This window comes from Mesorhizobium sp. M0106 (genome assembly GCF_040322715.1).
GTDB lineage: Bacteria > Pseudomonadota > Alphaproteobacteria > Rhizobiales > Rhizobiaceae > Mesorhizobium.
The window spans coordinates 108,041-131,158 of record NZ_JAMYUA010000001.1; the positions used below are offsets into that span (position 1 = coordinate 108,041).

The 23,118-nt window shown below is 63.0% G+C and carries 22 protein-coding genes, 1 tRNA gene and 1 pseudogene; 14 read left to right on the forward strand and 10 right to left on the reverse strand.

What is annotated here, in order from left to right; genetic code table 11:
- Positions 1-67 precede the first annotated feature (67 nt).
- Together NKJ55_RS00485 and NKJ55_RS00490 are read left to right on the forward strand one after the other, a co-directional pair.
- Positions 68-1,252 (forward strand): pyridoxal phosphate-dependent aminotransferase, encoded by a 1,185-nt coding sequence (locus NKJ55_RS00485; RefSeq protein ID WP_352448201.1) that lies wholly within the window; start codon positions 68-70, stop codon positions 1,250-1,252.
- Positions 1,253-1,274: 22 nt separating this feature from the next.
- The gene (locus NKJ55_RS00490) at positions 1,275-1,655 is read left to right on the forward strand and encodes a YciI family protein (RefSeq protein ID WP_352448202.1); all 381 of its coding nucleotides are present in this window, start codon (positions 1,275-1,277) and stop codon (positions 1,653-1,655) included.
- 1 nt (position 1,656) lies between these two features.
- Here NKJ55_RS00490 and NKJ55_RS00495 read toward each other — a convergent pair.
- The 4 genes and pseudogenes from NKJ55_RS00495 to NKJ55_RS00510 form a co-directional block, all read right to left on the reverse strand.
- A pseudogene (locus NKJ55_RS00495) lies at positions 1,657-1,964 on the reverse strand (transposase); the annotation flags it as partial.
- A 25-nt stretch (positions 1,965-1,989) separates the two neighbouring features.
- Entirely contained in the window at positions 1,990-2,442 is a 453-nt protein-coding gene (locus NKJ55_RS00500; RefSeq protein WP_352448203.1) for a hypothetical protein, read from the reverse strand.
- Positions 2,443-2,633: 191 nt separating this feature from the next.
- Positions 2,634-3,389 carry an SDR family oxidoreductase gene (locus NKJ55_RS00505; protein ID WP_352448204.1) on the reverse strand — a complete coding sequence of 252 codons (756 nt, stop codon included), beginning with the start codon at positions 3,387-3,389 and terminating at the stop codon, positions 2,634-2,636.
- A 169-nt stretch (positions 3,390-3,558) separates the two neighbouring features.
- A complete protein-coding gene (locus tag NKJ55_RS00510) occupies positions 3,559-4,356 on the reverse strand; it encodes a tellurite resistance TerB family protein (protein WP_352448205.1) in 798 nt (265 codons plus the stop codon).
- 367 nt (positions 4,357-4,723) lie between these two features.
- Between NKJ55_RS00510 and NKJ55_RS00515 the strand changes: the two genes are divergently transcribed.
- The gene (locus NKJ55_RS00515) at positions 4,724-4,990 is read left to right on the forward strand and encodes a Cif family virulence factor (RefSeq protein ID WP_352448206.1); all 267 of its coding nucleotides are present in this window, start codon (positions 4,724-4,726) and stop codon (positions 4,988-4,990) included.
- Positions 4,991-5,012: 22 nt separating this feature from the next.
- Here NKJ55_RS00515 and trhO read toward each other — a convergent pair whose 3' ends face one another.
- Both trhO and NKJ55_RS00525 read right to left on the reverse strand, forming a co-directional pair.
- Positions 5,013-5,933: an oxygen-dependent tRNA uridine(34) hydroxylase TrhO gene (gene trhO / locus NKJ55_RS00520; protein WP_352448207.1), complete on the reverse strand. Its 921-nt coding sequence runs from the start codon at positions 5,931-5,933 to the stop codon at positions 5,013-5,015.
- 18 nt (positions 5,934-5,951) lie between these two features.
- Positions 5,952-6,113 (reverse strand): hypothetical protein, encoded by a 162-nt coding sequence (locus NKJ55_RS00525; RefSeq protein WP_352448208.1) that lies wholly within the window; start codon positions 6,111-6,113, stop codon positions 5,952-5,954.
- Here NKJ55_RS00525 and NKJ55_RS00530 point away from each other — a divergent pair.
- A complete protein-coding gene (locus NKJ55_RS00530; RefSeq protein ID WP_352448209.1) occupies positions 6,103-6,741 on the forward strand; it encodes a 2-dehydro-3-deoxy-phosphogluconate aldolase in 639 nt (212 codons plus the stop codon). The genes NKJ55_RS00525 and NKJ55_RS00530 overlap by 11 nt on opposite strands.
- Positions 6,742-6,792: 51 nt before the next feature.
- Here the strand turns inward: NKJ55_RS00530 and NKJ55_RS00535 are convergent.
- The 3 genes from NKJ55_RS00535 to NKJ55_RS00545 all read right to left on the reverse strand — a co-directional run bounded on the left by NKJ55_RS00535 (position 6,793) and on the right by NKJ55_RS00545 (position 10,762).
- Positions 6,793-6,866: transfer RNA gene (locus NKJ55_RS00535), tRNA-Gln, on the reverse strand.
- A 105-nt stretch (positions 6,867-6,971) separates the two neighbouring features.
- Complete coding sequence (gene mepK / locus NKJ55_RS00540; RefSeq protein WP_352448210.1) at positions 6,972-8,825, reverse strand: peptidoglycan L,D-endopeptidase MepK; 1,854 nt, start codon at positions 8,823-8,825, stop codon at positions 6,972-6,974.
- A 359-nt stretch (positions 8,826-9,184) separates the two neighbouring features.
- Complete coding sequence (locus NKJ55_RS00545) at positions 9,185-10,762, reverse strand: sigma-54-dependent transcriptional regulator (protein WP_352448211.1); 1,578 nt, start codon at positions 10,760-10,762, stop codon at positions 9,185-9,187.
- Between the two features lie 152 nt (positions 10,763-10,914).
- Between NKJ55_RS00545 and NKJ55_RS00550 the strand changes: the two genes are divergently transcribed.
- The 6 genes from NKJ55_RS00550 (at position 10,915) to NKJ55_RS00575 (ending at position 17,103) form a co-directional block, all read left to right on the forward strand.
- The gene (locus NKJ55_RS00550) at positions 10,915-12,750 is read left to right on the forward strand and encodes a M3 family oligoendopeptidase (protein WP_352448212.1); all 1,836 of its coding nucleotides are present in this window, start codon (positions 10,915-10,917) and stop codon (positions 12,748-12,750) included.
- Between the two features lie 391 nt (positions 12,751-13,141).
- The gene (locus NKJ55_RS00555) at positions 13,142-13,951 is read left to right on the forward strand and encodes a helix-hairpin-helix domain-containing protein (protein ID WP_352448213.1); all 810 of its coding nucleotides are present in this window, start codon (positions 13,142-13,144) and stop codon (positions 13,949-13,951) included.
- A gap of 155 nt (positions 13,952-14,106) precedes the next feature.
- On the forward strand, positions 14,107-15,252 hold the full coding sequence (locus NKJ55_RS00560; protein WP_352448214.1) for an aminodeoxychorismate synthase component I: 1,146 nt from the start codon (positions 14,107-14,109) through the stop codon (positions 15,250-15,252).
- Positions 15,201-15,863, forward strand: a complete 663-nt coding sequence (locus NKJ55_RS00565) for an aminotransferase class IV family protein (RefSeq protein ID WP_352448215.1) — start codon at positions 15,201-15,203, stop codon at positions 15,861-15,863. Before NKJ55_RS00560 ends, NKJ55_RS00565 begins: the two co-directional genes overlap by 52 nt.
- A 17-nt stretch (positions 15,864-15,880) precedes the next feature.
- The gene (locus tag NKJ55_RS00570) at positions 15,881-16,168 is read left to right on the forward strand and encodes a YciI family protein (RefSeq protein ID WP_352448216.1); all 288 of its coding nucleotides are present in this window, start codon (positions 15,881-15,883) and stop codon (positions 16,166-16,168) included.
- A complete protein-coding gene (locus NKJ55_RS00575; protein WP_352448217.1) occupies positions 16,165-17,103 on the forward strand; it encodes a heme-dependent oxidative N-demethylase family protein in 939 nt (312 codons plus the stop codon). The genes NKJ55_RS00570 and NKJ55_RS00575 overlap by 4 nt, the downstream gene beginning before the upstream one ends.
- 98 nt (positions 17,104-17,201) lie before the next feature.
- Here NKJ55_RS00575 and NKJ55_RS00580 read toward each other — a convergent pair whose 3' ends face one another.
- Positions 17,202-17,489, reverse strand: a complete 288-nt coding sequence (locus NKJ55_RS00580; protein WP_352448218.1) for a hypothetical protein — start codon at positions 17,487-17,489, stop codon at positions 17,202-17,204.
- Positions 17,490-17,544: 55 nt separating this feature from the next.
- Between NKJ55_RS00580 and NKJ55_RS00585 the strand changes: the two genes are divergently transcribed.
- The 4 genes from NKJ55_RS00585 to NKJ55_RS00600 all read left to right on the forward strand — a co-directional run bounded on the left by NKJ55_RS00585 (position 17,545) and on the right by NKJ55_RS00600 (position 23,000).
- Complete coding sequence (locus NKJ55_RS00585; RefSeq protein WP_352448219.1) at positions 17,545-18,225, forward strand: substrate-binding domain-containing protein; 681 nt, start codon at positions 17,545-17,547, stop codon at positions 18,223-18,225.
- Positions 18,226-18,671: 446 nt separating this feature from the next.
- Positions 18,672-20,117, forward strand: a complete 1,446-nt coding sequence (locus NKJ55_RS00590) for a homospermidine synthase (RefSeq protein WP_352448220.1) — start codon at positions 18,672-18,674, stop codon at positions 20,115-20,117.
- A gap of 187 nt (positions 20,118-20,304) precedes the next feature.
- Positions 20,305-20,679 carry an outer membrane lipoprotein Omp10 gene (gene omp10, locus NKJ55_RS00595; RefSeq protein ID WP_023720183.1) on the forward strand — a complete coding sequence of 125 codons (375 nt, stop codon included), beginning with the start codon at positions 20,305-20,307 and terminating at the stop codon, positions 20,677-20,679.
- Between the two features lie 293 nt (positions 20,680-20,972).
- Positions 20,973-23,000: a 5'-nucleotidase C-terminal domain-containing protein gene (locus NKJ55_RS00600; RefSeq protein WP_352448221.1), complete on the forward strand. Its 2,028-nt coding sequence runs from the start codon at positions 20,973-20,975 to the stop codon at positions 22,998-23,000.
- The last annotated feature ends 118 nt before the right edge of the window (positions 23,001-23,118 follow it).

Here is a 23,118-nt window from a genome sequence, read left to right on the forward strand (position 1 = left end):
TTTGACTTTTGCGGGCGGACGCTCACAAAAACGCACGCTCGCTGAAAGAACCACACGGACGGGAAAAATGCTCCACACGATTTCGGCCTTCGACCGCCTCGGCGAGGAGAATGCGTTCGCGGTGCTGGCGCGTGCCACGGCACTTGCCCACCAGGGCCGCGACATTGTCAATCTCGGCATCGGCCAGCCCGACTTCAAGACGCCGCAGCACATCGTCGAGGCCGCGATCAAGGCGCTACGCGATGGCCATCACGGCTATACGCCGGCCAACGGACTGCTGGCGACGCGCGAAGCGGTGGTACGCCGCACGCTGGCCACCACCGGCGTCGAAGTCTCGCCGGAAGCGGTGATGATCCTGCCCGGCGGCAAGCCGACCATGTTCGCGGCCATCCTGATGTTCGGCGAGCCGGGCGCCGAAATTCTCTATCCCGATCCCGGCTTTCCGATCTACCGCTCGATGATCGAGTTCACCGGTGCTGCCCCCATCCCGGTGCCGATGCGCGAGGAGAACGGCTTTGCCTTTTCGGCTGCGGAGACCTTGGCGCTGATCACCCCGAAGACCAGGCTGCTGATCCTCAACTCGCCCGCCAATCCGACCGGCGGCGTCACGCCTCGCGCCGAGATCGAAAAGCTGGTCAGGGGGCTGCAAGCGCACCCGGACGTCGCCATCCTCTCCGACGAGATCTACGACGTGATGACCTATGACGGCGAGACGCACTGCTCGCTGCTCGCCTTCCCCGAAATCCGCGACCGGCTGATCGTGCTCAACGGCTGGTCGAAGACCTGGGCGATGACCGGTTGGCGCATGGGCTGGTCGATCTGGCCGAATGGCGACAAGGGCGCGCATCTCTACGACAAGGTGCGCAAGCTGGCGGTCAATTGCTGGTCCTGCGTCAACGCGCCGAGCCAGTATGCCGGCATAGCCGCCATCGACGGCCCGCAGGACGACGTCGACAAGATGATGCGCGCCTTCGACCGCCGCAGGAAGGTCGTGGTCGAGGGGTTGAATGCCTTGCCCGGCGTTTCCTGCATTACGCCGAAAGGCGCCTTCTATGCCTTCCCCAATGTTTCCAAGACCGGCTGGAAGGCCAAGAAGCTCACCTCGGCGCTGCTCGAGGATGCCGGCGTGGCGCTGATCGGCGGCCCCGATTTCGGCATTCTCGGCGAAGGCTATGTCAGGCTGTCCTACGCCAATTCCGAGGAGAACATCCTGCGCGCGCTGGAGCGGATCGAGGCGTTCCTGGCGAAGTGAGGACGACGAAAGGAGACGCCAGATGTTCTATGCCATTCTTGCCTATCACGAGGAAGAAGCGATTACGGCACTGACGCCTGAGCAGGATGCGGCGCTGATGACCGATCTTCTCCAGATCAACGATCGGCTCTACCGGCAAGGCACCCTTGGGCCGGCGGCCCGGCTCGGCGCGACACAAGACGCCTGCACCTTGCGCGGGCCAGGCACCGGAATGGTTATCGACGGCCCCTTCGCCGAGACCAAGGAACAATTGCTGGGGCTCTATGTCGTCGACTGCGCCAACCGTGACGCCGCCATCGACATTGCGCGCGACCTTCGCCGCGTCAATCCGACCGCCGTCTACGAAATCCGCCCGATTTCGCTATATTTAGCCGGCGTGCCGCTTCCGGTCACCCGGCCCTAGACTAGGACGTAGACTCATAGCTACGTGGCCAGATGCGGATTGCGACGAGTTTTAGGGCGGCAAGAAAGTTCTCAGCCAGCTTGTCGTAGCGCGTCGCGATGCGACTGAACTGTTTGGCTTTGTTGAAGAAGCGCTCGATCAGGTTACGGGCTTTGTATAGGAAGGGCTGAAGCAGATCGGGGCCTTGCGATGGGCTTTGGGCGGGATATTGGCCCAAGTGTTCTGGTCGGTGATGGCAGTGCGCAATGCGTTGGCATCGTAGCCCTTGTCGGCGAGCAGCATCGCACCTTCAGGCAAATCTTTGATCAAGTCCGCTGCGGAGGCAGACATTTGGCTATGAAAGTGCCGTCCAGACCACACTCTCAAGATCGGGAGAGTAGCGGGCGATGATAGCCTCTTGATCATTTTCCTGCGTAAGAATTATCTGCTTCCCAGTAGCGTCACCGAGCAATCGCATAAAGCGGTCAAGCTTCTCAACCTCGGTTTTTCCGCTGACTTGCCTTGGATCGAAGTCGAACTCAATTTCGACAGCGCTGAAGAAGTGACATGCAAGCTGGATTGGCCCGACGTAAAAAGACAGTAAGCTGCCTGTTTCGCTTTCCAGGGCCGCTTCGACGCCCAATGGCATCGACTCGATCTTGCCGGAGACACTGAAACTAGCAGGCGGGGTCCATTCGAGGAGGATGTCCCAGACGACCTGCCAATCTGCCTCAGACGTGTTCAGAACGTAGATGTCTCGCCAGGAGCCGTCCCAAGCGAAATCCGATGCTATCTGTTCCCAATTCATGCATGAACCATTCTCTATGACTGCAATTCAAGCATGACATGTGCCATGACCGCTTTCCACAAATCCCAAGCCCGCTTTCCACCTATCCCGGTCATTCCGCATTTATGAGTTTACGGCCTAGTCTAGTGCATGTCGCCCAAAGTGCGCAGCGGTTTTGGGACAACGACATGTATACAACCTGGACCGGTTGCCTACCCTCGCCCGACAAACGGCATCTTCGTCGCCATCACGGTCATGAACAGCACGTTCGCGTCGAGCGGCAGGCTGGCCATATGGAGGACGGCATCGGCGACGCGCTCGACATCCATCACCGCTTCGGCGGCAATGGTGCCGTTGGCTTGCGGCACGCCGACCGTCATCGCCTGCGCCATGTCGGTCAGCGCGTTGCCGATGTCGATCTGGCCGCAAGCAATGTCGAAGGGCCTGCCGTCCAGCGCCAGCGTCTTGGTCAGCCCGGTGATGGCGTGCTTGGTCGCCGTATAGGGCACCGAGCCCGGCCGCGGCGCATAGGCCGATACCGAGCCGTTGTTGATGATGCGGCCGCCCATCGGCTGCTGCCTGCGCATGGCGCCGAACGCGGCGCGAGCGCACAGGAACGAGCCGGTGAGATTGACCCCGACGATGTCGTTCCACACGTCGACCGGGATGTCGTCGATCAACGTCGATTTGTAGCTCGTGCCGGCATTGTTGAAGAGCAGGTCGACGCGCCCGAAAGCCGCAGCCACCGTCTCGAACAGATCGTCGACCTGATCGGCCTTGCTGATGTCGCAGGCGAAGGCCAATGCCTTGGCCTGCGTCGGCCCGGCCGCGGCGATCGCATCCTCCAGCACCGGCTTGCGGCGACCGCAGAAGACCGTATTCCAGCCGGCCTTGAGCAGCGCCGTGGCGACGCTTTTGCCGATGCCCGTGCCGGCGCCGGTGACGATGGCGGTTTTATAGTCGGTCATGGCTGTACTCCCTGAAAGGGATGAGGCATCGCAAATGACGGGAACCATGGCAAGCCGGCCCAAAGCCTGTGCTCACAAAAAGGGCGGCCGTTGGCGACCGCCCCTGATCCGAACCGGGCATGGGAGGAGGAAAGCCGATCCGACTGGCTGAAATCATGCGCTCACCGGATTAACGAGAAGCTAACGCCAACGGCGCCGAGCTCCGAGGCTTCCTCTTCGAGCTACCAGCGCGAGCTGCGACCGGCTTGGCCGTGCTGCCCGCTGCCGGCACCTTCGCCGCCGTCACCGTCGCCTCGACATGGTCGACCAGCGCATCCGGCAAGCCGAGACGGCCGGCAAGCAGGTCGAGATAGCCGCGTTCGGCCCGCGTGTCCGGATCGATGGCAAGACGCGAGGCGGTGTAGAGTTCCAGCTTTTGCGCATCGGTCTTGGCCCCGGCGATCAGCACATCCAGATCGAGCGGCGCCTCCAGTTCCGACATCAGGAATTTCTCCGCTTCGGCGCCGACGCCGGCGAGGCTGAGCTTGCCGGCGATCTTCTGCCGCTCTTCGTCATCGACGTGACCGTCGGCCTTCGCCGCCGAGATCATCGCCCTGACCAGCGTCAGCGTGAATTCGTCTTCGCCCTGCGGCGCTTGCGACGGATGGAAGGCGGTATCGGCCGGCGGCGGCAGCAATTCCGGTTCGCCTGCAGCTTGCGTCTCGGCCGGCGCGTTGCCGTTCTTGTAGTTCTGGTAGGCCTTGTAGGCGAGGCCACCGATCGCAGCCAACCCACCAAGCTTCACCGCCGCACCGGTGACCTGGCGGCCGGGGCCGGTTCCGAGCAGCACCGCAGCCAGCGCACCGGCGGCAAGCGGATTGTCCTTGGCCATCTGCACCGCCTGCCCGGCCTTGTCGCGGACGGTTGATCCGGTGCCGGGAACTTGCGAGCCGAGCAGATCGTCGAGGAGCTTCTTGGGATCGAACATCAATGCCTCCAGAATTGGCCCGGCCAAAGGCGCGCGGGCAGGTTTGCACGTCGAAGACCTAGGTCCCGCAGTTTGACATTACAATGACGCGTGCATCCTTTTGCCCGCTGCCACGCATGACGTTGCACCGACATCTGCTGGGATTTCACGCGGAAATTATAGTGCTGCAGCCTCCATCCGCGTCAAAAAACGCGCGGCGCTGTGGACATCGGACGTGTCGAAACCAGCTTCGACTTCGAGTAATGTCGCGGCATGTCGCTTGAGAGGAGCCTGGCATGACCGATGAGACAGACCGCCAGCCGGCACGCGACCCCAGGAACTGGAGCGCCTGTTGATTTCACGGCAATGGGTCGGAGACATTGACGCCATGGCCGCGCTTTTTGAGCCGCATGCAGTCATCGACATCGGTGGCGGACAGCTGACGTTCGGCCGCGAAGCCATCCGGGGGCTGTTCGCGGAGATCACCGCGACCGGCCGAAAATTTCAGTCCGGAGATCAGCGCCCGGCTATCATCAATGGCGACCTGGCGCTCACCTCGACCCGGCTTCCCGACGGCACCATCACCACCGAGGTCGCGCGCCGGCAGAGCGACGGGACACGGCTGTGGGTCATCGATCGTTTTGCTGTTGCTTGACGTGAAGTTGCTTAACGTGAAGCTAACTTCCGATGTGGCGGTCGCCGCGTGCTTGCGCCAGCTCGACCTGGTGCTGGCGCTCGGCGTAGCGGGCGCGATCTTCGTCCGAGCGGGCATCGAAGCAATGCGGGCATGAAACGCCGGTGGCATATCTCGGCGACAGCCGATCTTCTGCGGCTAGCGGATGCCGACAGGCGCGGCAGAGTTCGGCCTCGCCTTCGACCAGCCCGTGCGATACCGAAACGCGCTCGTCGAAGACGAAGCATTCGCCTTGCCAGAGGCTCTGTTCGGCGGGCACGTCCTCGAGATATTTCAGAATGCCGCCCTCGAGGTGGAACACATCCTTCAAACCGAGCGACTTCACATAGGCCGTCGCCTTCTCGCAGCGTATGCCGCCGGTGCAGAACATGGCGACCTTGCGCCCGTCGAGCTCGTGCCGATGCTGCTCGACCCAGGCCGGGAATTCGCGGAAGCTGCTGGTGGCGGGATCGACAGCGCCCTTGAAGGTGCCGAGCGACACCTCGTAGGCGTTGCGCGTGTCGATGACGATGGTACCCGTATCCGAGATCAGTGCATTCCAGTCGGCCGGCGCAACATAGGTGCCTGCACCTGCCGCCGGATCGATATTGTCCACGCCCATGGTGACGATCTCGCGCTTCAACCGCACCTTCATGCGGTGGAACGGCATCGTTGCGGCGCTGCTGTATTTGATCTCGAGGCCGGCGAGACCGTCGATGGATTCGAGATGATCGATGAGCGCGGCGATTGCCGTTTCACTGCCGGCGACCGTGCCGTTGATGCCCTCACGCGCCAACAGCAGCGTGCCTTTGATGCCGCGCGCACAGCAGAAGGCGGCGAGCGGCGCGCGCAGCGCCTCGAAGGTGTCGAGCCGGGCGAAGCGGTAAAGCGCGGCAACGCGGAAGGCTTGGCTGGACAGTGTCATCACCAAGCCACTAAACGCTCACGACAGCCGGATCAAGGCAGAGCCGGGAGCGGTCAGATCGCGGAAGGTTTCGAACACCACGCGTGACATCGCGACACGCCGCGTTTCGTGGACAGAAAAACCGCCTTCTGCTAACCGGTCGACTTGATCAACAGAGGAGAGACGACGAATGCCCAGCACGACCGAAAAGCTCCTGTCGCTCCTCAACGGCCAGCCGGTCATACCGGTGCTGAAGATCGCCAATCCCGCCGACGCGGTGCCGCTGGCCCGGGCGCTGGCCAGCGGTGGCCTGCCGGTGATCGAGATCACGCTGCGCACCGCCGACGCGCTGGAGGCGATCCGCCGGGTGGCAGGCGAGGTCGAAGACGCGGTCGTCGGCGCCGGCACCATCCTGGACGCCCGGCAGTTCGGCGAGGCGGCGGCCGCCGGCTCGAAGTTCATCGTCAGCCCCGGCATCACCCGCGAGCTTCTCGCGGCAGCCAAGGACAGCGACGTGCCGTTGCTGCCCGGTGCCATCACGCCGGGAGAGGTCATGGCCGCCCGCGAAGCCGGTCTGCGCTTTCTGAAATTCTTCCCGGCCGAACAGTCGGGCGGCATTGCCTCGCTCAAGGCTTTCGCCTCGCCGCTTGCCGACGTGAAATTCTGCCCGACCGGCGGTATCACCGGCAAGAACGCCGCCGACTACCTCAGCCTGCCCAACGTCATCTGCGTCGGCGGTTCCTGGGTGGCGCCGGACGAGCTGGTCAAGGCCGGCAAATGGGACGAGATCGAAGCCTTGGCGCGCGCGGCAAGCAAGCTCGGGCGCTAGCATCTTCTGCATCAAAAGTCGCCGCCGATCTGGCCGATCTGGTTCGCAGGCTGGTTCCCGCTCATGGGCTCGAACCACGATTCACGCCTTCAAAGGGCGCTGTCCTACCATTAGACGAAGCGGGAGAATGCCGACCAGTGGTTAGCATCCCTGGATGAAGGAAGCCAGTGCCGGCGGTGGAGGCCGCGCGGGGTGCCAGCGCAGCCTTTACGATATTTGCCCAGCGCGGCCTACTCGGTCTTGAAGCGGGCAACCGACATGAACTTGACGGCTTTGCCGGTGAACCGGTTTGCGTCGGCCATCTCGTTGCCCGGTTGGAAGCCTATCGTATAGACCTCGCTCGGTGCCGTACGGACGAAGTCGTAGGCGTAGCGCGGCGCCGTTGTCGCATCTGAAACGGTTGCGACATACTCACCGCTGTGCAGCGCCCAACGGGCGGCCTGCGGCGCGGCGGCGACCACCACCGGCTTGGGGCCGGGCTTCAGGTCGCGGGCGGTGGCCCTGGGTTCCTTGCGTGTGGTCTTCACGCCCGCTCCGATGACGGCCGCCGGATCGGAGCCTGCCGGGCGGGCAACGATGGCCTCGCGCGGCGATGCCCCGTCGCTCGATGCCCCGTCGTCGCTCGCCGGTTCCTCGAACACCGATGCTTGCTCGGAAAGCGACGCGACCTTGTATTCGTCGGTCGCGCTGACCCTTTCCAGAACGGCCTTGACCTCGTCGGGCTCTGAACTGTCGGGCCGCGCCGACGGCAATACCGAGAATGCGTCGGTGGCGGTGTTGCTCCGCTCGGCCGCACTCGCCAGCGCCAGCAACACTTGCTTGTCCTGCGGCGCAAGACCCGCCGGCGAAAGATCGGCCGGCAGCGAATGATCGGGCCGCCAGCTCGGCACGGGAATGTTGTTTGCAGCGACCTGCGCCGGGCCGGCCGCAGCAGACGGGTCTGCTATGCCGAACGGAACATTTGCCGGCGCCACACTTGCCGGCGCTTGCGCGGTCGCCACCGCCTGTTCAGTCGATCCAGCCGCATCCGCCACGCCGAACGGAACGTTCTCAGGCGGCTGGGCGCCGACGTCCGTCTTCGGGCGCGGAGCAAAATCCGGCAGCGGGATGCTGCGCGCAGGCAATGCCGCGATGATCGTCTCCGGCGTGTCGTTCTCCGGTTCAGGCGCAGGCGCCGGAGCATCGGCGACTTCCGGAATCTGAGCGCGCTTGGCATCCTGAGGCGCCACGATGGCAATGCCAGGCAGGTTGCTGCTCTTGGCGGACGGCGCCGGCTTCACGTTACGGGGCTTTGGCGCCGGCTCGGCCATCGCCACGTCGGCGCTGTCGTCCGCCTCGTCGTCGCCACCGCCGAAGAGGGCTGCCAGGAACCCACGGGATTTTTTGGCACCGCCGCTTGCGCTGGCGAGTTCGATGGCCGGCGCGCCGGCGCCCTTGCGGGCTTTGTAGGAGGCGAGGGCCTGTTGATAGCCAGGCAGCGGCTTGCCGTCGCTCGGCACATGCAGCGTCTTGCCGTTGGGGAACACGCGCGCCAGTTCCTGGCGGCTGATGCCGGGCCAGTGGCGTACATTGCCGACATCCATATGCACGAAGGGCGAGCCGGAGCTGGGATAGTAGCCGACGCCGCCGCCCTGCATCCTGAGGCCGACGTCGCGCAGCTTCTTCAGCGGCACGCCGGGAATATAGAAATCCATCGCCCTGCCGAGCATGTGCTGGCTCTTCTCGGCGACGCCCCTGCTGCGGCTGCGCAGCATCGAATTCGTGGCCGGCGAACGATAGCCGCAGACGACCTGGATGTAATCGGTGGCGCCGCTCTCCCGATAGGCCTCCCAGACCAGGTCCAGCAGGCGCGGATCCATCTTGGTCGGCTCGTTGCGACGCCAGTCGCGCAGGATGATGTTGATCTTTCGCAAGCCCGCCTGGTCGTAGCGCCCGTTGCGCTTATAGACGATCTCCGCCTTTTCATGCGTGTGGAGATGATAGAGCTTCAGCGAACGTGTCTCGGCGCTGGCGCCGGTTGCCGCCGCTGCAAGGAACCCGACGGCAACAATCACCGCTGCCAGCCATCTCGGCCAGACGCTCATGTGATAATGCCGCCCGTTTTTGTGTCGTTCGATTCTGTTCAAATCAAAAGGCCTTGCAGGCTGCCGTTTTGTCCCCGGATTTGACCAAACGGATGCGTGGTGTGTGCATCCGAATATCGATCCTAATGGTTAATCATCGCTTATTGAAGCCGAAATGCGGTAACACGGTGGCGATATCCCGCCAAAAATATTGCGCAGGATATCTTGGTAAACCGCTGGTTTAGATCATGTTTTGGCGCCAGCTCGAAACACGATCTGTTACCGTCCGCCTTAATACGTGAACACTGTGGCGAACACATCATTTCGACGCGCAGTTGCGTGGAATGATGTCCGGATGAGAACCGGCCTGGCCCTGTGACTCAGGAAGCGAGCCGTTCGACGCGGCCGGTTTCCGGGTCGATGCCGTATTCCTTGAGCTTGCGGTAGAGCGTCGACCGGCCGATGCCGAGGCGGCGGGCGACTTCGCTCATCTGGCCGTTGTAGTGATCGATGGCGAGCTTGATCATTTCGAGTTCGACGTCGGCCAGCGCACGCACATTGCCGCGCTCGTCGAGCGCCCGCAGCGTGCCGAAACGAGGCTTGGCTGGTGCATCGGCGTCGGCGGCTGCGATGCCGCCAGCGGCGGATATGTTGTCGCGCGGCTGGCTGCCCGAAGCCACTCCGGAAGCTGGCCACCCTGGAGTTGGCCCCCCTGAAGCTGGCCACCCTGGAGCTGGCAAGGCGATACCCGAATCGAGATTGACCGTGCCCTCGATTTGCGTCCGGATCTGCGGGAATTCTTCTTCGGTCAGCATGTCGCCGTCGGCGAGCACCGAAGCCCGGAAGACGGCGTTTTCGAGCTGCCTTATGTTGCCCGGCCAGTCATAGGCCTGCAGCATGGCAAGCGCCGCAGCCGAGATGCCTCGCAGGCGGTGGCGCGGATCGGCGGGCGCCACCTTCTCCATGAAATGCTCCACCAGATAGGGGATGTCGTCGCGACGGTCGCGCAATGGCGGCACGAAGATTGGATAGACGTTCAGCCGATAGAACAGGTCCTCGCGGAACTTGCCGTCCTTGACCTGCTGCAGCAGGTTGCGATGGGTTGCCGAGATCAGCCTGATGTCGACCCTGACGGCCGAGCGCCCGCCGACCGGATCGACCTCGCCGTCCTGTACGGCGCGCAACAGCTTGACCTGCACGTCGAGCGGCAGGTCGCCGATTTCGTCAAGGAACAGCGTGCCGGTGTGCGCTTCGACGAACTTGCCGGTATGTTTTTCGGTGGCGCCGGTGAACGAGCCCTTCTCGTGCCCGAACAGGATCGATTCGACCAGATTGTCGGGGATGGCGCCGCAATTGACGGTGACGAAGGGTTTCGAGCGGCGGTCGCCGCTGCCCTGGACGGCGCGCGCCACCAGTTCCTTGCCGACGCCGGATTCACCTTCGATCAGGATCGGAATGTTGGACGCCGCCGCCTTGCGGCCGAGCCGGATCACCCGATCCATCGCCGGACTGTGGGTGATCATGTCCTTGAATGTCAGATGGCCGCCACGCTGTCGTGACGAGCGCTTCACTTCGCCTTCGAGCGCTTCGACCTTGAGGGCGTTGCCGATCGACGCCTGCAGCCTGTCGGGAGAGGCCGGCTTGACGACGAAGTCGAAGGCGCCGTGACGCATTGCCGAAACGACGGTTTCGATGCCGCCCTGCGCGGTCTGCACGATGACGGGAATGTGGATGCCACGCTCGCGCATCGCCTTCAGCACGCCGATGCCGTCGAGCCCGGGCATCATAAGGTCTAGGATGACCACCGACACGTCGCGCGCATTGGGTCCGTCGACAAACTCGAGACCCGCCTCGCCGCCATCGGCGACGATCGCGGTGTGGCCGAATTTCGTCACCGCCGCCTCGAGCAGCCTGCGCTGCACGGGATCGTCATCGACTATGAGTATGGAAGCTGCCATGACTGATCCGACCGTGCCCGCCCGAGAATGCGCCCTATGGATCATCTTGGCACAGGGTTCTAAATAAGCTTTCAAAAAACCCGGTGAATGAATTCCTTAGGATTTGACCGGCTTCTCGTTTCCTCGAATTTTTGTGTCTGGAAGGATCGGCAATGCGCATGGTTTTTGCTCGAAAGCTGGCGGCGGCGCCCGGTCAGGGCGTGGCGGAGCTTGGCGACCTGCCGGAATGGAATCTGGCCGATCTCTATTCGGGCATGGAAGCGCCCGAGTTGAAGCGCGACATCGCCAAGGCCGCCGTCGATGCCATCGCCTTCGAGAGCCGTTGGAAAGGCACGCTCGCCGCCGAGGCCGGGCGTGGCAGCGCCGGCAGGCTTGGCGAGGCGCTTCAGGCCTATGAAGCGCTGGAGGAGCTGATCGGCCGCATCGTCTCCTATGCCGGGCTTGTCTATGCCGGCAACACGTCGGATCCGCAGCGCGCCAAGCTCTATGGCGACATCCAGGAAAAGATGACCGATGCCAGCGCGCACCTGCTGTTTTTCGCGCTCGAGCTGAATCTCATCGACGATAGCGCGATCGAAACCGCACTCGCCGCCGATCCGGCCTTCGCCCATTACCGGCCCTGGGTGCTCGATCTGCGCAAGGACAAGCCCTATCAGCTCGAAGACCGCATCGAGCAGCTCTTCCATGAAAAATCGATCACCGGGCGCGGGGCCTGGAACCGCCTGTTCGACGAGACGATGACCGATTTGCGCTTCGACGTCGACGGCGAGGAGCTGACGCTGGAGCCGGCACTCAATCGCCTTCAGGATGCCGACGGCGAGGTGCGCCGCCGGGCATCCGAGGCGCTGGCCACGACCTTCCGCAAGAATTTGCGCGTCTTCACGCTGGTCACCAACACGCTGGCCAAGGACAAGGAGATTTCCGACCGCTGGCGCGGCTTCGAGGACATTGCCGATTCCCGCCACCTCGCCAACCGCGTCGAAAGCAGCGTGGTGGATGCACTCGCCGCCGCGGTTCGCGACGCCTATCCACGCCTGTCGCATCGCTATTACGCGATGAAGGCGCGCTGGCTCGGCATGGAGGTGATGAACCACTGGGACCGCAATGCGCCCCTGCCGGAGACCCCGCAGGCGGTCATCGGCTGGGACGAGGCCAAGAACACCGTGCTTTCCGCCTACCAGCGCTTTTCGCCCGACATGGCGGAGATCGCCAGAACTTTCTTCGACCGCAACTGGATCGATGCACCGGTGAGACCCGGCAAGTCGCCTGGCGCCTTCGCGCATCCGACCGTGCCTTCGGCGCATCCCTATGTGCTGCACAACTACATGGGCAAGCCGCGCGACGTGATGACGCTGGCGCACGAGCTCGGCCACGGCGTGCACCAGGTGCTGGCCGGCGGCCAGGGCGCCTTGATGGCATCGACGCCGCTGACGCTGGCCGAAACCGCATCGGTGTTCGGCGAAATGCTGACCTTCCGCTCGCTGCTCGAGCAGACCACCGACAAGCGCGAACGCAAGGCCATGCTCGCCCAGAAGGTCGAGGACATGATCAACACGGTCGTGCGCCAGATCGCCTTCTACGAGTTCGAGCGCAAAGTGCATGCCGAGCGCAGGAGCGGCGAACTGACCTCCGACAAGCTCGGCCAGTTCTGGTTGGAAGTGCAGGCGGAAAGCCTCGGGCCGGCGATCAAGCTGCGCGAAGGATACGAGATTTTCTGGACCTATATCCCGCACTTCATCCACTCGCCTTTCTACGTCTATGCCTACGCATTCGGCGATTGCCTGGTGAACTCGCTCTACGCGGTCTACCAGAACGCCGAGCGCGGCTTTCAGGAGAAATATTTTGCCATGCTGCGCGCCGGCGGCACCAAGCATCATTCCGAGCTTCTGGCGCCGTTCGGCCTCGACGCGGCCGACCCTGCCTTCTGGCAGATCGGGCTTGGCGTGATCAGCGGACTGATCGACGAGCTGGAAGCACTGGACAATTGATGCGCAACACTGGGTGATGCGCAACACCGGGTGACCGGGTTTTCCAGAACAGTTTAGCTGCAATGCATATTGGCGATGGTTCTATTCTTGTCTTGGATATTTGTTCTTAAATAACTTTCCATGGAAGTTTTCCGTTAGATTCCCGTAAGCTGTATGATAGCGTCCGCCCTCAAGCTCAGCCGGGCATGAATGGGTCAGGTCGGAAAATCCCGACCGGTCATGGCGTGTCGGCGGATGCGACAACGGCTGTTGGCCAGGGGCAAACCGGTCGCCGACGGCTCGATCGAAGCCGGCTGTTCTGCAAATTGCGGAACCACCATCGAATGGTCCTTCGCCGAGGTCATGGCTCTACAGGCCAGGGCGGACGGATCGGACTGGAGAGAGAAAGACAATGGGCACTTTTTTCTACATGCTCCTGGCGTTCCTGGTAGGTGTGTTGGTTGGCTGGTTCATTTGGGGACGCCTGCGTGGCGAACTCGACAGTTTGCGCGGCGATCTAGACCGCACGCGCAGCGAACGCGACAGATTGCGGGCCGATAGCGACCGTCTGACCGGTGAGTTGGATGCATGCGGCCGCGCCCGCGCCGATCTCGAACGCCGGCTGGGCGAGGCGAAAACCACCCAGGCGCCAACCGCGAAGGCGGCAACAGCCAAGGCGCCAGCCGCCAAGACCGGCGCGACCAAAGCCGCGATGCAGGCGCCGTCAAGGCTGATGTCGACATCCGCACCGGCCAAACCGGCGCCGAAGAAATCTGCAACGGCCAAAGCCGCGGCTGCGCCGCGCGCAACTGCCGCTAAACCGGCAACGCCGAAACCGGCCGCATCGAAAGCGACCACCGCGCCCAAGACTGTGCCAGTGGCAAGCAAGGCTGCGCCGGCGGCAAGCAAGACCGCGCCAGCGGCAAAGAAAGCCGCGACCGGCAAGGCAACAGCCGCGGCAGCAGGCAACGCCAACGATCTGCGTCGCCTGATCGGCATCGGCCCGACCAACGAGCGGCTGCTCAAAGGGCTTGGGGTCACGACCTATGCCCAGATCGCCGCCTGGACGCCCGACGACGTCAAGCGGATCGAGGCGACGTTGAATTTCGACGGCCGTATCGAACGTGAACGCTGGATTGAGCAGGCGAAACTGCTTGCCGCCGGCGACGAAAAGGAATTTGCGCGCCGCTTCCCGACCGCGGGAGAAGCCAGCAACACCTGATCCACCGCAGGCGGCATCTGGAACAAGGCGGCGCCCTCTGGCGCCGCTTTTGTTTTTGCCGCCGCGCCTTTGCGTCTTGAGACGCCGTTCCCTCGATTGCGCACGGTCGAGCCCCCATATAGATCGATCGCTGGCGACCGCAGCATCCGAGCCTTATGCCCCTGCCCTTTGCAATTTTCAGGAACGACGAGACCGCGCGGCAGCTCGTTTTCGACTGGCCGGCCGAGATAATCGCAGCGCATGGCGAGGCGGATTTTTTGCCGGCGCTGGAAGCCGCGCAGGCTGCACATGACGGCGGCAAATGGCTGGCCGGTTATTTCTCCTACGAGGCCGGTTACCTGCTCGAACCCAAGCTCGTTCCGCTACTGCCGGCCGGCCGCCGCGCCCCGCTTTTCTGCCTCGGCGTGTTCGATGCGCCGGTCGAGGAGACGGTCGCGCCAGGCGATCTGCCGGCTAGCAACGGCCCAATCTTCGACGCCAAGGCAGCCTGGTCTTCGGACGACTACGCCAAACGCTTTGCCAGGCTGCATGACCACATCCGCAAGGGCGACTGCTACCAGGGCAATCTGACCTTTCCGGTCCATGCGCAATGGTCGGGCGATCCGCTGGTCGCCTTCAACGCGCTGACCGAACGCCAGCCGGTGAAGTATGGGGCCCTGGTCGCGCTCGGCGATCCGATCGTCTTGTCGCGTTCGCCCGAACTGTTCTTCGAGGTGGACGCGGAAGGCATGATCGAGACGCATCCGATGAAGGGCACCGCGCCGCGCGGGGCAACAAAAGCCGAGGACGATCGCCTGAAAGCGTTCTTGCGCAACGACGAGAAGAACCAGGCCGAGAACCGGATGATTGTCGATCTCCTGCGCAACGACATTTCACTGATCAGCGAGGTTGGCACGCTCGATGTGCCGGAGCTTTTCCGCATCGAGAGCTACCCGACCGTCCACCAGATGGTGAGCCGCGTGCGGGCGAAACTCTTGCCCGGCCTCGCCATCCGCCAGATTTTCGCCGCGCTGTTCCCCTGCGGCTCGATTACCGGCGCACCGAAGATCCGCGCTATGGAAATTCTGCGCGAGCTGGAAAGTGGCCCGCGCGATGTCTATTGCGGCGCCATAGGCTGGATCGCGCCCGGCGGCCGGATGCGTTTTTCCGTGGCGATCCGCACCATCTCGCTCTTTGCCAATGGCGAGGCGGTCTACAATGTCGGCGGTGGCGTCGTCTTCGATTCGACAGCCGAAGAGGAGTACCAGGAGTGTCTGCTGAAAGCCCGTTTCGCGACGGGAACACTGCCGATTTCGAACTGATCGAAACAATGCGCTGGGAACCCGGCTCGGGTTTCCTCCGTTTCGACCGCCATCTCGCGCGGCTCTACGGCTCGGCAAGCGAACTCGGTTTCGCCTGCGATCCGCAAAGGGTCGGCGAAGCGCTGATGAATGCGGTCGGCCACCAACAGATCGCGTTGCGCACACGCCTCGTCCTGTCGCGCAAGGGCGAAGTCGCGGTTTCGGCGCAGCCTTACGAGCCGCTCGCCGCAGACAAGGTCTGGACACTTCAACTGGCACGGGTGCGGCTTGATTCGAGCGACACGCTGCTGCGTCACAAGACCAGCCGCCGACAACCCTATACGCGCGCCCGCGCCGAATATCTCGCCAGCCGCGCCGACGAGGTGCTGCTCGCCAATGAGCGCGGCGAAATCTGCGAGGGCACGATCACCAACGTCTTTGCCGATTTCGGCGACGGCGTGCTGGCCACGCCGCGGCTCGATTGCGGCCTGCTGCCTGGCGTCCTGCGCGGCGAACTGCTGGATCAAGGCCGCGCCGGTGAAGCGGTCTACACGTGGAGCGAACTGAAATCGGCCAAGGCGCTGTTCGTCGGCAACTCGCTGCGCGGATTGATCCCGGCGCGGCTGGGCTGAAGCATCGGGAGACAACAATGTTCGTGGTTTCGCTGAACTACAAGGTGCCGCTGACCGAGATCGACCGCTTGCAGCAAGCGCATGTCGAGTGGCTGAAGGCCTGCTATGCGCAAGGTATCTTTGTCGCCTCCGGGCCAAAGCGGCCAAGGACCGGCGGCATCATCATCGCGCGCGGTCCACGCGAGGTGCTCGATGCCAGACTGGCGGACGATCCCTTCGCCAAGGCAGGTGCCGCCGATTACGAAATCACCGAATTCACGGCGAGAATGGCCGCCGCCGCACTGGAAGCCTACAAAGAGGCATGAGTTTCCGCCCGCCGACCCACACACCCTATGACGGCTCGTCGAAACTGTTCACCATCGGGCTGAAGCCGCTCAATCTCGATAGCTGGATCGAGGTCGACGAATATCTGCTGCCCTACCTTGCCGAGAAACGCCGGCTTTACGCGGAAATTCCCGACAAGGTCTTTGTCGAGGAGCAAGCAACGCGCGACGCCCAGCGCGAAGTGCTCGATCTGCTCGGTGCGCATCTGGCGGCGAACTTTCCGGAGACCCACAGGCGTACCGACAATGCGATCGAGGTGATCGACGGCACCGACAATCTCGAGGGCTCGGGCACCCCAGCTTCTTTCAGCGATGCGCCGCTTATCGCCGCCTCGCTGCTCGTCCAGGAGGATTTGATCCTGATGCGCCGCGACGACAGCGGCTGGCGTCTGGCCGCCGGCTCGCTCTGCTTCCCCTCGTCATGGTCGCTGATCGAAAAATTCGGCAAGCCGCTGCAGCAGATCCACGCACCGGTACCGGGTTTCGGTCCAGGCACACGCCCGGCCGAGCTCATCAACCGCATGTTCGACGGACTCCAGGGCCAAGCCGTCGAGCGCTACAACTGGTCGATCCAGGCGGGCGACGCACTCTACCACCCGCTCTCCAACCTCGAACGCATCGACCGCGCCAGCAGTCGCCCGTCGAGATTCCCGGATGGCGACATCGACGCCCATGCCTTTATCCGCGTCGAGCGGCAAACGCTGAGAAAGCTCCCCGTTTCGGGCGACGTACTCTTCACCATCCGCATCCATCTCGACCCGCTCGCCGTGCTGGAACGCCACCCCGACCGCGCGGCGCTCGCGGCGTCCTTGGCCGAACAACTTCTGGCGCTGGACGAGGCACAGCTCGACTACAAGGGGATGACCGCCGACCGTAACCGGCTGGTCGCGTGGCTCAGGGCGCTGGCGCTGTCCTAGAGCAGTTCATCGTCTCACGGAAACGCCGAACCGCTCTATCTCTTTGTTTCTGCGCAATCCCGGACGGAAAACCGTTTCACACCTTTCCTGGAATTGCCCTAAATCGCAGCCAGGCCCAGCAGCAGGATCGCGGACATCGCGGTAAAGACGGTGACGTTGACATCCCACCGCCAGCCCGCCGGTCCAAACGGCGGCCGGAACGGCGGATAGCCGTTCTCGTCATACAGCACGCCGCCATAGATCGGCCGCGAGAGCATGGCCGCGAAGAATGCTCCATACATAGCCGCGGCCAATCCCCCGGCGAGATAGAGCCGCTCGGCTTCGAGTTGTCCCTTGATCCAGATAAGTCCGAGCGCAATCAGCGCCACACCGGTGTAGCTCAGCACCTGCCAGACGACATGAAACCGGGCGTGTGGGGTCCACAACGGATTGGTGGCATGTGTGGCGTTGAAGATCCTTGGTCACAGCGCCGATATTGGTCTCATAATTTCGGTCCAGAGACGGCGTCTGCCCTTCGTCATTCTCGAAAGCGACGCGGGTCCCGACATCAATTCGATAAAGATCGACGGCTGGAGCGGCGCGGTAGCTGCCGTCCGGCATTTGACCGGGCTGGGGCACCGGCATTTTGCCATCCTTTCGGCGCGACCGATTGTCCACATGCCCGGACAGGCAACGCGCCCGCTTCTGGCCGGCTTCCCGCTCGACGATGAAAGGCTCGACGGTTTCAAACAGGGTTTGGCGGAGGCGAATTTGTCGATCGACGATGTCCCGATCCTCGAGACGATTCCAGGCGAGCCATCTGCCGGAGCAGTGGTGTTCGACAGGGCGCCTGAAGCAACCGCGATCCTGACCATGTCGGATTGGCAGGCGATCACAATACTGGACGAGGCGGTTCGCCGCGGCATCGGCGTGCCGGGCCACGTATCGGTCGTTGGCTTCGATGGCACTGCTGAATCCGCACGCACCACGCCTCCGATGACCACTGTGGCGCAAGACGTGATCGGAAAAGGCAGGCTTGCCGCCCGAATGGTTATTGACAATGAAGCCCCCCGCCAGGTCGTTCTGCCGGTAGAACTGGTGGTTCGAGCCTCCACAGCCGGGCCGAGGGCAAAAATCCGCTGAAACGCGCGGATGCGCCATCCGCATCGGGGCGGCGCTGGCAGCGTCTTTTCGCTGAGCAGCGTCTGGCACTGAACGGGGCACACCTTGACTATAAGGGCCTGACAGCCGACCGTGACTGTCGGCGGAAGACAACTGTAACTTGTGGCTTGGGGGCACAATGATCCAGCATCTTGGCAGGCCGGTCACGTTCATGGCCGCGATCCTGGTACTGTCGATAGCAGCTGAGGCGGAGCCGAGGCCTGCGCCGACGATCTGCTGGAACTGCCGGTCTCCGAGGCACATGACCTCTTCAAGCCTGCATTCGCAAGACTGGTCGAGCCGTACCCGGGATGGCGCGGCGTGAGGCCGGCCGTCCGCTTTTCGCTTTATTGTGACATTGATCTATGGTTTGTCGCGCCGCGGCCAAGCCGCTGTTCCGAAGCGTTTTTTGAGGGAGTAATCGATAAATGGCGAATGAAAACTGGCCCGTTTACGGTGAGATCACCGGCCCTGTCGTGATGATCGGCTTCGGCTCGATCGGACGGGGAACGCTGCCGCTGATCGAGCGCCATTTCAAATTCGACAAGTCGCGCATGACGGTCATCGACCCGCGCGACACCGACCGCAAATTGCTCGACGAGCGCGGCATCACCTTCATGCAGGATGCGGTGACCAAAAAGAACTACAAGAAGCTGCTGACACCGCTTTTGACCAATGGCGGCGGCCAGGGCTTTTGCGTCAACCTGTCGGTCGACACTTCCTCGCTTGAGCTGATGAAGCTCTGCCGCAAGCTTGGCGTCCTCTATATCGACACGGTGGTCGAACCCTGGCTCGGCTTTTATTTCGACGAGAAGGCCGACAACGCCTCACGCACCAACTATGCGCTGCGCGAGACCGTACGTACTGAAATCGCGAAGAACCCGGGCGGCACCACTGCGATCTCGTGCTGCGGCGCCAATCCCGGCATGGTCTCGTGGTTCGTCAAGCAGGCACTGGTCAACCTCGCCACAGATCTTGGCCTCGACTTCTCGGAACCCGCGCAGCACGATCGCGAAGGCTGGGCCAGGCTGATGAAGAAGGCCGGCGTCAAGGGCATCCATATCGCCGAGCGCGACACCCAGCGCACCAAGAAGCCCAAGCCGATGAACGTGTTCTGGAACACCTGGTCGGTCGAAGGCTTCATTTCGGAAGGGCTGCAGCCGGCCGAGCTCGGCTGGGGCACGCATGAGGCGTGGATGCCGAAGAACGCCAAAAGCCACAAGAACGGTTCGAAGGCCGCGATCTATCTGGAGCAGCCCGGCGCCAATACACGCGTGCGCACATGGTGTCCGACGCCCGGCCCGCAATACGGTTTCCTGGTGACACACAACGAAGCGATCTCGATCGCCGATTTTTTCACCTTGCGCGGCAAGAAGGGCAAGGTGCAATACCGGCCGACCTGCCATTACGCCTATCATCCCTGCAACGACGCAGTGCTGTCGCTGCACGAGATGTTCGGTGTCGCCGGCAAGGCTCAGCCCGTGCATCACGTGCTCGACGAAAATGAACTGGTCGATGGCGTCGACGAACTCGGCGTGCTGCTCTACGGCCACGCCAAGAACGCCTACTGGTACGGCTCGCAGCTGTCGCTGGCCGAGGCGCGCAAGCTGGCGCCCTATCAGAATGCTACGGGCATGCAGGTCACGTCGGCGGTGCTGGCCGGCATGGTCTGGGCGCTGGAAAATCCCGAGGCCGGCATCGTCGAGGCCGACGAGATGGATTACAAGCGCTGCCTCGACGTGCAGGGCCCCTATCTCGGGCCGGTCAGGAGCTATTATACCGACTGGACACCGCTCGACAATCGGCCTGGTCTGTTTCCCGAGGATCTCGATACCAAAGACCCGTGGCAATTCCGCAACATCCTCGTTCGATAGCAGCGTTGCCTCGACACTCGGCCAGCTTGCAATCGCCCGGAAATCGGGCGATTGAAGAGGGGCGGCCTAGAGCCACGTGCGTCCATTTGCACGCACAAAGTACGCTCTAGCACTTTGAATGTGCGCATCGTGCTTTCCGAAAATCGGATCGATTTTCGGGCCGATGCGAGAGGAGAGGATCTTGAAGATGACGATTGCGCAAAGACTGCTTTCGGCTGGCATTGCCGCGGCCGCTACGGTCGCGTTGGCGGCCTGCACGACAACCGGCCCAGGCGAGCCGCCGGTGATCACGGCCAAGGGGGTTGAAGGCTCCTGGATCGACGCGCAGGGCACGGGCTTGTCCACCTTCAAGGGCGGCAGCTTCGCGACCGTCGCAACCGACACCGGCCAGAAGCTTGCCGATGGCAGCTACACCATGACCGGCGGCACCTCGGTCGAGATTCATGGCACTTCGCTGATCCGCCAGACGCCGATCAGCTTCAACTGCCTGATGGTCTCCACCAGCCAGCTCAATTGCACCAGCGCGAGCGGGCAGAATTTTGTGCTGACCAGGCGCACCTGAAATCCGATTCCAAATTTACTTTGCACAAGGGCGGCGGTTTCAAGCCGCCGTCTTCTTGCGCCGGCAAAGCTGATGCCGATTTCCGCTTGCATCGACTGAAACGCGATGTGAACATAGCCCAAGAGGGCTGTTACATCCCAGTCAAACAAGAGCGTTAAACGCCTCTGCGCATGACCCCGAAAATCGGAGTCGATTTTCGGAAAGGATCATGCGCAAAATAAAAATTGGTACAGCGTCCTTTGCGCGTCCCAAATGACGCGCGGCGCTGTACTCAAGTTATCCGGGAGACGAGAATGAAGAAGATTGCTGCCATCGCCGCGCTGTCGGCATCGGCGCTTGGCCTGTCGGCAGGGGTATCCTTTGCCGACTACACGCTCAACATCCTGCACATTAACGACTGGCATAGCCGCATCGAGAGCAACAACAAGTACGAATCGACCTGCTCGGCCGAGGAGGAGACCAAGGGCGAATGCGTCGGCGGCGCCGGCCGCCTGGTCACCGCGATCGCGCAGGAGCGCAAGAAGCTGGAAGGCCAGAACGTGCTGCTGCTCAGCGCCGGCGACAATTTACAGGGCTCGCTCTTCTACACGACCTACAAAGGCAAGACCGAAGGCGAATTCCTCAACCAGATGAAATTCGATGCCGAGGCTCTCGGCAACCATGAGTTCGACGATGGCGAGTCGGCGCTGGCGCCGTTTCTCGACATGATCGAGTTTCCGGTGCTCGGCGCCAATGTGAAGGCCAATGCGCAATCCAAGCTCGGCGACCGCGTCAAGCCGTCGATCGTGGTCGAGGTCGGCGGCCAGAAGATCGGGATCGTCGGCGCGGTCACCAACGACACGCCGGAGCTTGCCACCCCTGGCCCGAATATTGCCATCGAAGACGACGTCAAGTCGATCACCGCTGAGGTCGAGAAACTGAAGCGAGAGGGCGTCAACAAGATCATCGCGGTCACCCATATCGGCTACAAGCGCGAGCGCGACGTGATCGCCAAGATCCCGGGCGTCGACGTGGTGGTCGGCGGCCACAGCCATTCGCTGCTGTCCAACACCGACCCCAAGGCGGAAGGCCCATATCCGACGATGGTCGACAATCCGGACGGTTACAAAGTGCCGGTCGTGCAGGCGGCGTCCTATTCGAAATATCTCGGCGAATTCAAGGTCGTGTTCGACGACAACGGCGTCGTCAAGGAGGCAAGCGGCGATCCCATCCATCTCGACAAATCGATCACGCCCGACCCCGCCGTGCTTGCCCGCATCAAGGAACTCGGCGCGCCGATCGAGGCCTTGAAGAACAAGGAAGTCGCCGAGACCACCAAGGCGATCGACGGCAGTCGCGAAAACTGCCGCGCCCGCGAATGCGAGATGGGCAATCTGGTCTCCGACGCCGTCCTCGATCGGGTCAAGGGCCAAGGTGTCGAGATCGTCATCTCGAATGGCGGCGGCTTGCGCGCCTCCATCGACCAGGGCACCGTCACCATGGGCGAGGTTCTCACCGTCCTGCCGTTTCAGAATACTCTGGCGACCTTCCAGATCTCCGGCAAGGATTTGGTTGCCGGCCTCGAAAGCGGCCTCAGCCAGGTCGAGGACGGCGCCGGGCGCTTCCCGCAAGTTGCCGGCCTGAAATATGCGTTCGACAAATCGGCGCCGCCTAACGGACGCGTCAAATCGGTCGAGGTCATGGAAGGCGGCGCCTGGACGCCGATTAAGCCGGACAAGGATTACCTGGTCGCCACCAACAACTATGTCCGCCAGGGCGGCGACGGCTACAAGGTGTTCGCCGAGAAGGCCAAGAACGCCTATGATTACGGCCCGGGGCTGGAACAGGTCGTCGCCGACTACCTAGGCGCGCACCGGCCCTATACGCCGAAGCTCGACGGCCGCATCACCGAGATCGCCGCGACCGTGGCCCCGGCCGCAGAACCTGCCAACCCTGCCGAACCGCCAAAACCTGCTGAGGCTGCGCCGGCAAAGCCCGTTGAGCCGGCAATGCCCGAAATGCCGGCCGGCTCCGGCGACATTTCCAAGACGCCGCCGGCCGTCCCGGCTGAAACAGCGCCGGCACCCGCACCCGCCGAGCCGGCCCAGCCGGCGGCACCTGCGGCTCCGGCCACACCGGCTCCGGCGACCCCTGCTCCGGCTGAGCCGGCACCGGCCCAAAGCAGCCATGTAATCGTCGCCGGCGATACCTATTGGGATCTCGCGGTGAAGGCTTATGGCGACGGCACCAAATGGAAAATAATCTCCGATGCCAACAGAGCCTACGAGCCACGCCGCCTTCCGGTCGGCGCAACCTTGACGATCCCGGCGGCCTCGAAGTAATCCGGCCGCAGGAACGCAATGCACCCGCCCGGCAGACCGGGCGGGTGTTGCATTTCTGGGATAAGGTGCGGCCAGACGCAGCATTTGAAAACCAGCGCGGCATCGCTACTTTCGCCGC

Coding starts and splice junctions, on each gene's coding strand:
- NKJ55_RS00500 (WP_352448203.1), bottom strand. CDS start 2,442: ATGAATTGGGAACAGATAGCATCGGATTTCGCTTGGGACGGCTCCTGG.
- mepK (WP_352448210.1), bottom strand. CDS start 8,825: ATGAGCGTCTGGCCGAGATGGCTGGCAGCGGTGATTGTTGCCGTCGGG.
- NKJ55_RS00560 (WP_352448214.1), top strand. CDS start 14,107: ATGCCCCTGCCCTTTGCAATTTTCAGGAACGACGAGACCGCGCGGCAG.
- NKJ55_RS00505 (WP_352448204.1), bottom strand. CDS start 3,389: ATGACCGACTATAAAACCGCCATCGTCACCGGCGCCGGCACGGGCATC.
- NKJ55_RS00515 (WP_352448206.1), top strand. CDS start 4,724: ATGGCCGCGCTTTTTGAGCCGCATGCAGTCATCGACATCGGTGGCGGA.
- NKJ55_RS00545 (WP_352448211.1), bottom strand. CDS start 10,762: ATGGCAGCTTCCATACTCATAGTCGATGACGATCCCGTGCAGCGCAGG.
- NKJ55_RS00555 (WP_352448213.1), top strand. CDS start 13,142: ATGGGCACTTTTTTCTACATGCTCCTGGCGTTCCTGGTAGGTGTGTTG.
- NKJ55_RS00600 (WP_352448221.1), top strand. CDS start 20,973: ATGAAGAAGATTGCTGCCATCGCCGCGCTGTCGGCATCGGCGCTTGGC.
- omp10 (WP_023720183.1), top strand. CDS start 20,305: ATGACGATTGCGCAAAGACTGCTTTCGGCTGGCATTGCCGCGGCCGCT.
- NKJ55_RS00575 (WP_352448217.1), top strand. CDS start 16,165: ATGAGTTTCCGCCCGCCGACCCACACACCCTATGACGGCTCGTCGAAA.
- NKJ55_RS00570 (WP_352448216.1), top strand. CDS start 15,881: ATGTTCGTGGTTTCGCTGAACTACAAGGTGCCGCTGACCGAGATCGAC.
- NKJ55_RS00510 (WP_352448205.1), bottom strand. CDS start 4,356: ATGTTCGATCCCAAGAAGCTCCTCGACGATCTGCTCGGCTCGCAAGTT.
- trhO (WP_352448207.1), bottom strand. CDS start 5,933: ATGACACTGTCCAGCCAAGCCTTCCGCGTTGCCGCGCTTTACCGCTTC.
- NKJ55_RS00490 (WP_352448202.1), top strand. CDS start 1,275: ATGTTCTATGCCATTCTTGCCTATCACGAGGAAGAAGCGATTACGGCA.
- NKJ55_RS00485 (WP_352448201.1), top strand. CDS start 68: ATGCTCCACACGATTTCGGCCTTCGACCGCCTCGGCGAGGAGAATGCG.
- NKJ55_RS00530 (WP_352448209.1), top strand. CDS start 6,103: ATGCCCAGCACGACCGAAAAGCTCCTGTCGCTCCTCAACGGCCAGCCG.
- NKJ55_RS00550 (WP_352448212.1), top strand. CDS start 10,915: ATGCGCATGGTTTTTGCTCGAAAGCTGGCGGCGGCGCCCGGTCAGGGC.
- NKJ55_RS00590 (WP_352448220.1), top strand. CDS start 18,672: ATGGCGAATGAAAACTGGCCCGTTTACGGTGAGATCACCGGCCCTGTC.